The sequence below is a fragment of the Pseudomonas sp. B707 genome (assembly GCF_022496685.1).
GTDB lineage: Bacteria > Pseudomonadota > Gammaproteobacteria > Pseudomonadales > Pseudomonadaceae > Aquipseudomonas > Aquipseudomonas paraglycinae.
Genome location: NZ_WTVE01000032.1, coordinates 110,250 through 122,626 on the forward strand (window position 1 = coordinate 110,250; position 12,377 = coordinate 122,626).

Annotated in this window: 10 protein-coding genes; 5 read left to right on the forward strand and 5 right to left on the reverse strand. The window is 60.2% G+C overall.

Annotation, left to right across the window (positions count from 1 at the left end; genetic code table 11):
- Window positions 1-23: 23 nt before the first annotated feature.
- Complete coding sequence (gene tag, locus GQX66_RS21660) at window positions 24-581, reverse strand: DNA-3-methyladenine glycosylase I (RefSeq protein ID WP_085748011.1); 558 nt, start codon at window positions 579-581, stop codon at window positions 24-26.
- Window positions 582-661: 80 nt separating this feature from the next.
- Between tag and glyQ the strand changes: the two genes are divergently transcribed.
- The 4 genes from glyQ (at window position 662) to GQX66_RS21680 (ending at window position 5,072) form a co-directional block, all read left to right on the forward strand.
- Complete coding sequence (gene glyQ, locus GQX66_RS21665; RefSeq protein ID WP_003187265.1) at window positions 662-1,615, forward strand: glycine--tRNA ligase subunit alpha; 954 nt, start codon at window positions 662-664, stop codon at window positions 1,613-1,615.
- The gene (gene glyS, locus GQX66_RS21670; protein ID WP_240871290.1) at window positions 1,612-3,666 is read left to right on the forward strand and encodes a glycine--tRNA ligase subunit beta; all 2,055 of its coding nucleotides are present in this window, start codon (window positions 1,612-1,614) and stop codon (window positions 3,664-3,666) included. The genes glyQ and glyS overlap by 4 nt, the downstream gene beginning before the upstream one ends.
- 4 nt (window positions 3,667-3,670) lie before the next feature.
- Window positions 3,671-4,210 carry a D-glycero-beta-D-manno-heptose 1,7-bisphosphate 7-phosphatase gene (gene gmhB, locus GQX66_RS21675; protein ID WP_166673419.1) on the forward strand — a complete coding sequence of 180 codons (540 nt, stop codon included), beginning with the start codon at window positions 3,671-3,673 and terminating at the stop codon, window positions 4,208-4,210.
- An 82-nt stretch (window positions 4,211-4,292) separates the two neighbouring features.
- Window positions 4,293-5,072 (forward strand): lysophospholipid acyltransferase family protein, encoded by a 780-nt coding sequence (locus GQX66_RS21680; protein WP_085606324.1) that lies wholly within the window; start codon window positions 4,293-4,295, stop codon window positions 5,070-5,072.
- Between the two features lie 157 nt (window positions 5,073-5,229).
- Here the strand turns inward: GQX66_RS21680 and GQX66_RS21685 are convergent, their stop codons facing one another.
- Window positions 5,230-6,771, reverse strand: coding sequence for a HAMP domain-containing sensor histidine kinase (locus GQX66_RS21685; protein ID WP_240871298.1), 1,542 nt, complete (start codon window positions 6,769-6,771; stop codon window positions 5,230-5,232).
- Window positions 6,772-6,937: 166 nt separating this feature from the next.
- Between GQX66_RS21685 and GQX66_RS21690 the strand changes: the two genes are divergently transcribed.
- Window positions 6,938-7,654, forward strand: a complete 717-nt coding sequence (locus GQX66_RS21690; protein WP_085748006.1) for a response regulator transcription factor — start codon at window positions 6,938-6,940, stop codon at window positions 7,652-7,654.
- 62 nt (window positions 7,655-7,716) lie between these two features.
- Here GQX66_RS21690 and gyrB read toward each other — a convergent pair whose 3' ends face one another.
- From gyrB to dnaN, 3 genes are read right to left on the reverse strand one after another with little or no spacing between them, the layout of a single operon-like run.
- Window positions 7,717-10,134, reverse strand: a complete 2,418-nt coding sequence (gyrB, locus tag GQX66_RS21695; RefSeq protein ID WP_011331734.1) for a DNA topoisomerase (ATP-hydrolyzing) subunit B — start codon at window positions 10,132-10,134, stop codon at window positions 7,717-7,719.
- A gap of 5 nt (window positions 10,135-10,139) precedes the next feature.
- Window positions 10,140-11,243 (reverse strand): DNA replication/repair protein RecF, encoded by a 1,104-nt coding sequence (gene recF, locus GQX66_RS21700; RefSeq protein WP_003220208.1) that lies wholly within the window; start codon window positions 11,241-11,243, stop codon window positions 10,140-10,142.
- A gap of 14 nt (window positions 11,244-11,257) precedes the next feature.
- Window positions 11,258-12,361 (reverse strand): DNA polymerase III subunit beta, encoded by a 1,104-nt coding sequence (gene dnaN, locus GQX66_RS21705; protein ID WP_007954131.1) that lies wholly within the window; start codon window positions 12,359-12,361, stop codon window positions 11,258-11,260.
- Window positions 12,362-12,377 lie beyond the last annotated feature (16 nt).

The window sequence follows — 12,377 nt, forward strand, 5'->3', positions numbered from 1 at the left end:
GTGCTGTGCGCGAGGCGGCCATTCTAACCGGCGTTGACGAGCTGCGCGTAGCGGTCGCAGTCTTGGGTGTGATCCATGACCATGCCCGAGGCCTGCATCAGCGCGTAGCAGATGGTCGGACCGACAAAGGTGAAACCGGCCTTTTTCAGGCCTTTGCTCATGGCCACGGCCTGCGGGGTGATCGCCGGGACTTCGCTGCGATCCTTGAAATGATTGATCACCGGGCGGTTATCCACAAACGACCAGAGGAAGGCCACCGGATCTTCCAGCGCCAGCCAGGCCTGGGCGTTGCGTCGGGCGGCGTTGAGCTTGAGGCGGTTGCGGATGATCCCCGGATCGAGCATCAATTGATCGATTTCCGCGTCGCTCATCTGCGCCACGCGCTGTACGTCGAAGCCGAACAACACCTCGCGATACCGCTCGCGCTTGCGCAGCACGGTGATCCACGAAAGCCCGGCCTGGAACCCTTCGAGCAAAAGCAACTCGAACAAACCCTGCGCATCGCGTAGCGGCGTGCCCCACTCCTGATCGTGGTAAGCCATGTACAGCGGATCTTCGTTGCACCAAAAGCAGCGTGGCATAAGGCTCCAGGGGTGGAGGTGCGACTGAATCGGGTATACTCCCGCTCTTTAAATCGCAGCCCAAGAAACAGGTGAATTTCGTGAGCCAGCCTACGCCAGCCGTGCGTACCTTCCAAGACTTGATCCTCGCGCTCCAGCAATACTGGGCCGAGCAAGGTTGTGTGGTACTTCAGCCCTACGATATGGAAGTAGGCGCCGGCACTTTCCACACCGCGACATTCCTACGCGCCATCGGCCCGGAAACCTGGAACGCCGCCTACGTGCAGCCAAGCCGCCGTCCGACTGACGGCCGTTACGGCGAAAACCCGAACCGTCTGCAGCACTACTACCAGTTCCAGGTCGTCCTGAAGCCGAACCCGGACAACTTCCAGGAGCTGTACCTGGGCTCCCTCAAGCATGTCGGCCTGGACCCGCTGGTCCACGACATCCGCTTCGTCGAAGACAACTGGGAATCGCCGACCCTCGGCGCCTGGGGTCTGGGCTGGGAAGTCTGGCTGAACGGTATGGAAGTGACCCAGTTCACTTACTTCCAGCAGGCGGGCGGCATCGAGTGCTACCCGGTGACCGGCGAGATCACCTACGGTCTGGAGCGTCTGGCCATGTACCTGCAGGGCGTGGACTCGGTCTACGACCTGGTCTGGGCTGACGGTCCGTTCGGCAAAGTGACCTACGGCGACGTGTTCCACCAGAACGAAGTGGAGCAGTCCACCTACAACTTCGAACACGCCAACGTCGACAAGCTGTTCGAACTGTTCGATTTCTATGAAAGCGAAGCCAAGCGCCTGATCGAACTCGACCAGCCGCTGCCGTTGCCAAGCTACGAAATGGTTCTGAAGGCCTCGCACACCTTCAACCTGCTGGATGCGCGCCGGGCGATCTCGGTGACTGCGCGTCAGCAATACATTCTGCGCGTTCGCACCCTGGCGCGTTCCGTCGCCCAAGCCTACCTGCTGGCCCGCGCCAAGCTGGGCTTCCCGATGGCAACCCCGGACCTGCGTGACGAAGTACTGGCCAAGCTGGAGGCTGCACAATGAGTGCTCAAGATTTTCTGGTTGAACTGGGCACCGAAGAACTGCCACCCAAAGCCCTGAACACCCTGGCCGAAGCGTTCCTGGCCGGTATCGACAAGGGCCTGCAAGCTGCCGGCCTGAATTACGAGACCAAAACTGTCTACGCAGCGCCGCGCCGTCTGGCTGTGCTGATCACCGCGCTGGCCACCCAGCAGCCGGATCGCAGCATCAACCTCGACGGCCCGCCGCGTCAGGCCGCGTTCGATGCTGAAGGCAACCCGACTCAAGCGGCACTGGGCTTTGCCAAGAAGTGCGGCGTCGAGCTGAGCGAAATCGACCAGAGCGGTCCGAAACTGCGCTACAGCCAGAACATCGCCGGCAAGCCGACCGCCAGCCTGCTGCCGACCATCGTCGAAGACTCGCTGAACGACCTGCCGATCCCGAAACGCATGCGTTGGGGTGCGCGCAAGGAAGAGTTCGTACGTCCGACCCAGTGGCTGGTGATGCTGCTCGGCGACCAGGTCATCGACTGCACGATCCTCGCGCAGAAGGCTGGCCGTGAATCCCGTGGCCACCGTTTCCATCACCCGGAAAGCGTGCGCATCGGTTCGCCTTCGAGCTACCTGGCTGACCTGCGTTCCGCCTATGTGCTGGCCGATGCCAACGAGCGTCGCGAAATCATCAGCAAGCGCACCGAAGAGTTGGCAACCCGTCAGGAAGGCACCGCGATCGTGCCGCCGGCGCTGCTCGACGAAGTGACCGCGCTGGTCGAGTGGCCGGTGCCGCTGGTGTGCTCGTTCGAGGAACGCTTCCTCGACGTGCCGCAGGAAGCGCTGATCACCACCATGCAGGACAACCAGAAGTACTTCTGCCTGCTGGATGCCGACGGCAAGTTGCTGCCACGCTTCATCACTGTGGCCAACATCGAATCCAAAGACCCGCAGCAGATCATCGCCGGTAACGAGAAGGTGGTTCGCCCACGTCTGACCGACGCCGAGTTCTTCTTCAAGCAGGACAAGAAGCAGAAGCTCGAAGCGTTCAACGATCGCCTGCAGAACGTGGTGTTCCAGGAAAAACTCGGCAGCGTCTACGACAAGGCCGAGCGCGTGTCGAAACTGGCCGCGTACATCGCCGCTCGCATCGGTGGCAACGCTTCGTGGGCTGCCCGTGCAGGGTTGCTGTCGAAGTGCGACCTGGCCACCGAAATGGTCGGCGAGTTCCCGGAGATGCAAGGTGTCGCCGGTTACTACTACGCCCTCAATGACGGCGAGCCGGAAGACGTCGCCCTGGCGCTGAACGAGCAGTACATGCCGCGCGGTGCCGGCGCTGAACTGCCAGCCACCCTGACCGGTGCGGCCGTGGCCATCGCCGACAAGCTCGACACCCTGGTCGGCATCTTCGGCATCGGCATGTTGCCGACCGGCAGCAAAGACCCGTATGCCCTGCGCCGTGCGGCACTGGGCGTGCTGCGGATCCTGATCGAGAAACAACTGGATCTGGACCTGAACGACGCCGTGGCGTTCGCCGTGAATGCGTTCGGTGCCAAGGTCAAGGCTGCCGGCCTGAACGACGCGGTGCTGGAGTTCATCTTCGACCGTCTGCGTGCGCGTTACGAAGACGAAGGCGTGGATGTCGCCACCTACCTGTCGGTACGTGCCCTGAAGCCGGGTTCGGCGCTGGACTTCGACCAGCGTGTGCAAGCGGTGCAGGCCTTCCGCAAACTGCCGGAAGCGGCAGCGCTGGCGGCGGTGAACAAGCGCGTATCGAACCTGTTGAGCAAGGTGGAAGGCTCGGTGCCGACCGAAGTCCAGGCCAAGTACTTCGACAATGCCAACGAGTTCTCGCTGTACTCGGCGATCCAGCAAGCGGACCAGGCTGTACAGCCAATGGCTGCGGCGCGTCAGTACAACGAATCGCTGGCACGTCTGGCTGCACTGCGCGAGCCGGTGGATGCGTTTTTCGACGCGGTGATGGTCAATGCCGAAGACGCCAATGTGCGGGCCAACCGTTACGCGCTGCTGGCGCGTCTGCGTGGCCTGTTCCTGGGCGTTGCCGACATTTCGCTGCTGGGTTGAGGGATTGCTGTTGAAACTGCTGATTCTCGATCGGGACGGAGTGATCAATTACGACTCCGACGCTTACATCAAGTCGGTGGAGGAGTGGATTCCGCTGCCCGGCTCGATCGAAGCGATTGCGCAGTTGAGCAAGGCCGGCTGGACGGTGGCGGTCGCCACCAACCAGTCGGGCATTGCTCGCGGCTACTACGACCTCGCCACCCTCGATGCCATGCACGCGCGTCTGCGCGAACTGGTGGCGGAGCAGGGCGGTGAAGTCGGGTTGATCGTGTACTGCCCGCATGGGCCGGACGAGGGTTGCGACTGCCGCAAGCCGAAACCGGGGATGTTGAAAACCATCGCGCAGCATTACGACGTCGCGCTGACGAATGTCTGGTTCGTCGGCGACAGCCTTGGTGACCTGGAGGCCGCCAACGCCGTCGATTCACAGCCCGTTTTGGTAAAGACCGGGAAAGGCGAAAAGACTCAGGCCAAGACCTTGCCGGTGGGCACCCTGATTTTTGACGATCTCGCGGCGATTGCCGCAGAACTTATCCACAACTAGAGTGCTTCTGAAGTTCCTGACCAGGGATTGATCGGGAGTGCGCTTGAACAGTCGGGCATCGCCCGTAACGGTAAACGTCGCCATGTCGATACTGCAGGCCATCAGAATCTTCCTCTTTTACCTGCTGCTGGGCACCACCGCTCTGCTGTGGTGCAGCCTGAGCTTTTTTATCGCGCCCTTTCTGCCGTTCAAGGCGCGCTATCGTTTCATCAACGTGTACTGGTGCCGCTGCGCCTTGTGGTTGACCAAGGTGTTTCTCGGTATCCGTTACGAAGTCAAAGGCGCGGAAAACGTCCCTGACCGGCCCTGCGTGATTCAATCGAACCACCAGAGCACGTGGGAGACGTTTTTTCTCTCCGCTTATTTCTCGCCCTTGAGCCAGGTGCTCAAGCGCGAACTGCTGTACGTGCCGTTCTTCGGCTGGGCGATGGCCATGCTGCGGCCGATCGCGATTGACCGCGACAACCCGAAAGCCGCCCTCAAGCAAGTCGCTGCGAAAGGTGACGAGCTGCTCAAGGACAATGTCTGGGTGCTGATCTTCCCTGAAGGCACTCGCGTTCCTCATGGCACCATCGGCAAGTTCTCCCGCAGTGGCAGTGCATTGGCAGTGAATGCTGCGCTTCCGGTACTGCCGATTGCGCACAATGCCGGCAAGTTCTGGCCGAAAATCGGTTGGGGTAAAAAGCCGGGCGTGATCACTGTGGTGATTGGTGAGCCGATGTACGCCGAGGGCAGTGGCCCCCGCGCCATCGCCGATCTGAATGATCGGGTGCAGGCGTGGAACGAGAAGACCCAACGGGAAATGGGCTCGCTGCCTCCGGCCCCTGAGGCACCGGCTGCGAACGATCAGATCGCTGTCTGAGATTTGTGGATAACCTGTGTACGGTTTGTTCGCAAAGTCCCTAATTATCTGATTAAGTTACTGATTTACTTATATATTTCCGAAGCTGATAAAACACCGTAAAAGGTGCATAAGTTTTTTTCGGAAGTAAGGAAACCGGCTGATATAGCCGGTTTTTTTATGCCTGCTCTTCGGCGATCAGCGGCAGCTCCAGGCGGAACGTCGTGCCTTGATCGACCACGCTCAGGCACTCGATCCGACCGCCATGGTGATCGACCACGGCTTTGACCATCGACAACCCCAGGCCCACGCCGTCGATGCCCTGTGCAGAAGAAAAGCGCCGGTACTGGCTGAACAGGTCGGGCAGCTCCTCTGCAGCGATGCCTTTGCCTTGATCGGTCAGTTCGCAACGCAGCCAGTCGTCGTGGCAACTGACACGCAGATCGACGGTTGATCCGGCCGGGCTGTACTTGATTGCATTTTCCAGCAGGTTGAACAGTGCGCGGGTCAGCAAGCCCTGATCGGCCAGGATCAGGCGCTCGTGTGATTGTTCGTCCATGTCGCTCAAAAGCTCAATGCGTTTTTGCTGGGCGATGGGCAAGGCCTGATCCAGCACGTCCATGACCAGCATCCCGAACAGGCTCGGTTGAAACTGATACGTCTCGGATTCGGCCCGTGCCAGCAGAACGAAGCCGTCGGTGAGCTCCAGCGCCCGGCGTACCTGGCGCTCAATCTGTTCGAACAGCGGCGAATCCGTTCCCGTCTGATGCCGGTGTACCTCGAGCAGGGCAAGAATCGCCGAATGAGGGGCACGCAGGTCATGGGACAGAAAGCGCAGCAACACACCGCGCTGTTCCTCGGCGGCGCGTTCGGCGCTCAGGTCAGTGAGGCTCAGGAGCCAGCCGATCGGCAAGTCGCCATCGACCGGCAATAAAGCGGCGCGCTCCAGACGCAGGCTACGCTCCTTGTGGTCACGAAATTCCAGCAGAGGAAGCTCGGATAGCGGCGGACGCGACTCTGTGGACAACTCCGGATAGCCCAGGCTCGCGAGTTGATCGAGCACATCCTCGCCCACCAGATTGTGATCGAACAGGCTCCGGGCCTTGCGGTTGCCCAACAAGACTTGTCCCCGTGGATCGCTGATCAGCGTTGCGACCGGCAGATACTCCAGCCCGTCGGCAATGAATCGGCGGGTATCGCGGGTGCGGCTCATGGCTTGCTCAAGCGCCATGATCTGCCCCTGCAAGCGGTCGGCGCTGGTAAACTGCGCCCGACGCCGTTCGGGAAAGACTTTCGGTTCACTGTCCAGCCGCGCCAGCTCCCAGCCGAAATAGGTCAGCACCACGCTCAGACGTCGCCAGTTCCAGATCAAATAACCGAACAACATACCCAGCACCGCCGGTGTCGGCGACCACCAACGCCTCATCTCCGCCAGCCCCGCACTGGTCAGCAGCACGCAGGCCATCCCGCCCAATGTCAGCCAGAGCGCCAGACGTGGACGCCACAGCAGCAATCCAAGTACGCACGCGACCAAGGCAACTGAAAGTCCCGCGCCCATCAACGGCGCCGGATCATGCAAATTGATCTGCGCACGCCAGGAAAGCAGTGCAGTCAGCGGCAACAGCACTAGACTTATCCACACCCACTCGCGCACCAGTTGCCGGAACAAACGCTGAACCTGGCTGGGGACGCGGCTTTCGTGTCGGCGGTGGTTATTCATGGGAAACAGGGCAGGGTGGGTTGAATGGTTTCATAGGCGGCCGGTCTGAGGACGTAGACCCGAAGAATCATAGCGGCTCACCCCACGGCGTGCCGCTTACTTTCACTGCATGGAGTGAGCCGATCCGGTCGGCACCCATTGCCCGAGCGACAAGGAACCACCGCGTATGCGCGTTGCGATACTGGACGATGAACCCGCCGAACTGCGCCGGGTCGAGCAGACCCTGCAACAAATGGCCGAGGCCGGAGGACAGCCCTGGTCACTGCACAGCTTCGAAAGCGGTGAAGACCTGCTGCGACAATTGCGCCGGGAAACCTTCGACCTGCTGATCCTCGACTGGCAATTGCCCGACCTCACCGGCATGGCGCTGCTGCGCTGGACCCGCGAACACATGGAAGCCCCCCCGGCGGCCATCATGCTGACCAGCCGCGATGGTGAAAGCGACATCGTCCAGGCCCTGAATGCCGGGGCCGACGATTACGTCAGCAAGCCGTTTCGGCCCAATGAATTGAAAGCCCGGGTTGCAGCGGTACTGCGTCGGCACAGCCTGCAACGTAACGCCCCGGCCGAAATCCTGCGTTTCAATGACCTGGTGTTCGACGACGCCGAGCTGACCGTCACCCGCGACGGGAAACCGATCGTCATGACCGAGCGCGAGTATCGACTCGCTCACTGCCTGTTCAGCAATCTTGGCCGACCGCTTTCACGGGATTACCTGTACGAACGATTCTGGCCCCACGAAGAGATGTCCACATCGCGACCGCTGGACACCCATATCTATCGCCTGCGCAACAAGCTCGGGCTGACGGCGGATCGGGGTTGGCAGTTGCTGACGATTTATGGGTATGGGTATCGGTTGGAGAGTGTGGCGGCAGGGGAGTGAATCGCAGGCAATAAAAAAGGCCAACGCTTGTGCGTTGGCCTTTTCGTTAGCGCCGACCGGGATCAGAAATCCAGGTTGGAAACCGCCAGAGCGTTGCTCTCGATGAAGTCACGGCGAGGTTCGACCGCATCACCCATCAGGGTGTTGAAGATCTGGTCTGCGCCAATGGCGTCTTCGATAGTGACTTTCAGCATGCGGCGCACGCTTGGGTCCATGGTGGTTTCCCACAGCTGATCCGGGTTCATTTCGCCCAGACCTTTGTATCGCTGAATGGTGTGGCGCTTGGTACTTTCGGCCATCAGCCAGTCCAGGGCTTCCTTGAACTCGGTGACCGCTTTCTTGCGCTCGCCACGCTGGATGTACGCGCCTTCGTCGAGCAGGGTGCTCAGTTGAGCGCCGAGGGTGACGACGGTCTTGTAGTCGTTGCTGCCGAAGAAGTCACGGTTGAAGGTGACGTAGTTCGACAGGCCGTGGGAGATCAGTTCGACCTCTGGCAGCCACACGCCACGTTCACGGTCTTCACGCAGGCTGGCCTTGTAGACCAGGCCCGACTTCTCGACGGTGCGCAGACGGACTTCGTACTGGGCCAGCCAGTCTTGCATCTTGGCGTGGTCGCCGAGCATTTCCAGGCTCACGGCCGGCAGGTAGATGAAGTGCTCGGTCAGCTCCTGCGGGTACAGGCGCGACAGACGCTTGAGGGTCTTCATCACCATGCGGAAGTCGTTCACCAGTCGTTCCAGCGCTTCGCCGGAAATGCCCGGGGCGTCTTCGTTCAGGTGCAGGCTCGCATCTTCCAGGGCCGACTGCGTCATGTACTCTTCCATGGCGTCGTCGTCTTTGATGTATTGCTCTTGCTTGCCTTTCTTGACTTTGTACAGCGGCGGCTGGGCGATGTAGATGTAACCGCGCTCGATCAGTTCAGGCAACTGACGGAAGAAGAAGGTCAGCAGCAGGGTACGGATGTGCGAACCGTCGACGTCAGCATCGGTCATGATGATGATGTTGTGATAGCGCAGCTTGTCGATGTTGTACTCTTCGCGACCGATGCCGCAGCCCAGCGCGGTGATCAGGGTGCCCACTTCCTGGGACGAGATCATCTTGTCGAAACGGGCTTTCTCGACGTTGAGGATCTTGCCCTTCAGCGGCAGGATGGCCTGGGTCTTGCGGTTACGTCCCTGCTTGGCAGAGCCGCCCGCGGAGTCACCTTCCACGAGGTACAGTTCGGACAGCGCCGGGTCTTTCTCCTGGCAGTCAGCGAGTTTGCCCGGCAGACCGGCGATGTCCAGCGCGCCTTTGCGGCGGGTCATTTCACGAGCCTTGCGCGCCGCTTCACGGGCACGGGCGGCGTCGATCATCTTGCCGACGACCAGTTTGGCTTCGTTCGGGTTTTCCAGCAGGAAGTCGGAGAAGTACTTGCCCATTTCCTGTTCGACCGCGGTCTTCACTTCGGAAGACACCAGCTTGTCTTTGGTCTGGGAGCTGAACTTCGGATCCGGCACCTTCACCGAGATGATCGCGGTCAGGCCTTCACGGGCATCGTCACCGGTGGTGGCGACTTTGTGCTTCTTCGCCAGACCTTCCTGCTCGATGTAGTTGTTCAGGTTACGCGTCAGTGCGGAACGGAAGCCCACCAGGTGGGTGCCGCCGTCGCGCTGCGGAATGTTGTTGGTGAAGCACAACAGGTTCTCGTTGAAACTGTCGTTCCACTGCAGGGCGATTTCCACGCCGATGCCGTCTTCACGCTGGATGTTGAAGTGGAACACCTGGTTGACCGCAGTCTTGTTGGTGTTCAGGTATTCAACGAACGCACGCAGGCCGCCTTCGTACTTGAACAGCTCTTCCTTTCCGCTGCGCTCATCCTTGAGGACGATGCCGACACCGGAGTTTAGGAAGGACAGTTCACGAATGCGCTTGGCCAGGATGTCCCAGCTGAAGTGAATGTTCTTGAAGGTTTCGCTGGAAGCCTTGAAGTGAATCTGGGTACCGGTGGTTTCGCTGTCGCCAACGATCGCCATCGGTGCCTGAGGCACGCCGTGAACGTAGGTCTGTTCCCAGATCTTGCCGCTGCGGCGAACGGTCAGTACCAGCTCTTCGGACAGCGCGTTCACAACAGAAACACCTACACCGTGCAGACCGCCGGATACCTTGTAGGAGTTGTCGTCGAACTTACCGCCAGCGTGGAGGACGGTCATGATGACCTCGGCGGCGGAAACGCCTTCCTCTTTGTGCACGTCTACCGGGATGCCACGGCCGTTGTCTTTAACGGTGATGGACTCATCCGGGTGGATGATGATGCTGATGTCGTCGCAGTGGCCGGCGAGGGCTTCGTCGATCGAGTTGTCGACCACCTCGAACACCATGTGGTGCAGACCGCTGCCATCGTCGGTGTCACCAATGTACATACCGGGACGTTTGCGCACGGCATCCAGGCCTTTCAGCACTTTAATGCTCGATGAGTCGTACGTATTTTCTTCGCTCAATGCCTTCACTCCCGATGGTCGTGGGTCTGGGTGATACGGCCCTGTTCCACGTGGAACAGAGCGACTGGCGTTTCCGTCTGCCAGCCTTCCCTCAATAATTCGTGATCTACACAGGTGATAAAGACCTGGCAGCGTAAGTCTTCCAGCAAACGGCACAGCGCGCGACGGTGGCTCTCGTCCAGTTCGGACGGCAAGTCATCCACCAGATAAATACACTGGCCGCGTCGGGCCTGGCTCACCAGATGCCCCTGGGCAATCCGCAATGCACAGACCACCAACTTCTGCTGACCCCGGGACAAGATGTCCGCGGCATTGTGTGCGCCCAATCTAAGACGCAAGTCAGCCCGTTGTGGCCCGGCCTGGGTATGACCCATTTGCTGGTCCCGTTGCACGGATCCGGCAAGTACGGCGCTCAATTCCCGGTCCTTGTCCCAGCCTCGGTAATAGCTGAGCGTCAAACCTTCGAGCTCAACCAGTTCGCTCAAGGTTTGTTCAAAGACTGGTTTCAAGGCTTTGATGTAAGCGCGGCGGTATTCATCGATTTCAGCGCTGGCCTGGCACAGTTCCCTGTCCCAAACCGCTTGCGAAACGGCGTCAAGTGTACCATGCCGCAGCCAGGAGTTTCTCTGGCGCAAGGCCTTCTGCAAACGCTGCCAGGTGGCCATGAACCGCGGCTCGACGTGGAACACACCCCAGTCGAGGAACTGCCGGCGAATCTTCGGCGCGCCTTCCAGCAGGCGAAAGCTGTCGGGGTTGATCAACTGCAGCGGCAGGATTTCCGCCAGTTGTGCAGCGCTACGAGCATTCTGACCATCGATGCGAATCTGGAACTCGCCCTGACGGTCGCGGGATATCCCCAATGCGCTGTGGCCACCCTCGGCGAGTTCGACCTGACCGAATACGGTGCAAGCGAGTTGCTCATATTGGATGACCGGCAACAGTCGCGTGCTACGAAACGAACGGGCAAGCCCCAGCAGGTGAATGGCTTCCAGAACACTGGTTTTGCCGCTGCCGTTGGCGCCGTAAAGAATGTTGATTCGGGGGGAGGGGGAGAAGGTCACCGGGTGCAGATTGCGCACCGCGGTGACCGAGACGCGACTTAAAGACATCCAGAGTCAGCTGATTACAGACGCATCGGCATGACAACGTAAGCCGAATCGTCATTGTCGGACTCTTGCACCAGCGCACTGCTGTTGGAGTCGGACAGGATCAGACGAACCTGCTCGGTAGTCATCACGCCCAGCACGTCGAGCAGATAGCTGACGTTGAAGCCGATTTCCAGGGAGCCGCCGTTGTATTCCACGCCTACTTCTTCTTCCGCTTCTTCCTGCTCCGGGTTGTTGGCCTGGATCTTCAACTGACCGCTGGCCAGTTGCAGACGGATACCGCGGTACTTCTCGTTGGACAGAATCGCGGTACGGCTGAACGCTTCGCGCAACGCCTGACGATCACCTAGTACCAGCTTGTCGCCGCCCTTCGGCAAAACGCGCTCGTAGTCCGGGAACTTGCCGTCGACCAGTTTCGAGGTGAAGGTGAATTCGCCGGTGGTCGCACGGATGTGGTGCTGGCCCAGGACGATGCTGACGTTACCGTCCGGCTCGGTGAGCAGACGTGCCAGTTCGAGAATGCCTTTACGCGGCACGATCACCTGATGGCGTTCCTGCTGACCGATGTCGGCCTGCATCGAGCACATGGCCAGACGGTGACCGTCGGTAGCCACGGCACGGATCACACCGGTCGACACTTCCAGCAACATACCATTGAGGTAGTAACGCACGTCCTGCTGGGCCATGGCGAAACTGGTGCGTTCGATCAGACGACGCAGCTTGCTCTGTTCCAGGCTGGTGGTCAGCGAACCCGGGCCTTCTTCCACAGTCGGGAAGTCATTGGCCGGCAGGGTCGACAGGGTGAAACGGCTACGGCCGGCTTTCACCACCAGCTTCTGCTCGTCGACCTTGATATCGATCAGCGCATCGTTCGGCAGGCTCTTGCAGATGTCCATCAGCTTGCGCGCAGGCACGGTGATGGAACCTGTTTCAGCCGGCTCCTCGAGTTGCACGCGACCGACCAGCTCGACTTCCAGGTCGGTACCGGTCAGCGACAGTTGCTGGCCATCGACGACCAGCAGCACGTTGGACAGTACCGGCAAGGTCTGTCGGCGCTCGACGACGCCTGCGACCAGTTGCAGGGGTTTCAACAGGGCTTCGCGTTGAATGGTGAAATGCATGGTCTAGTCCCTTGCC

What these genes read in the sequence shown, in the direction of transcription:
- tag (WP_085748011.1), bottom strand. Translation starts at nt 581, where the DNA reads ATGCCACGCTGCTTTTGGTGCAACGAAGATCCGCTGTACATGGCTTAC.
- glyS (WP_240871290.1), top strand. Translation starts at nt 1,612, where the DNA reads ATGAGTGCTCAAGATTTTCTGGTTGAACTGGGCACCGAAGAACTGCCA.
- GQX66_RS21680 (WP_085606324.1), top strand. Translation starts at nt 4,293, where the DNA reads ATGTCGATACTGCAGGCCATCAGAATCTTCCTCTTTTACCTGCTGCTG.
- GQX66_RS21685 (WP_240871298.1), bottom strand. Translation starts at nt 6,771, where the DNA reads ATGAATAACCACCGCCGACACGAAAGCCGCGTCCCCAGCCAGGTTCAG.
- GQX66_RS21690 (WP_085748006.1), top strand. Translation starts at nt 6,938, where the DNA reads ATGCGCGTTGCGATACTGGACGATGAACCCGCCGAACTGCGCCGGGTC.
- recF (WP_003220208.1), bottom strand. Translation starts at nt 11,243, where the DNA reads ATGTCTTTAAGTCGCGTCTCGGTCACCGCGGTGCGCAATCTGCACCCG.
- dnaN (WP_007954131.1), bottom strand. Translation starts at nt 12,361, where the DNA reads ATGCATTTCACCATTCAACGCGAAGCCCTGTTGAAACCCCTGCAACTG.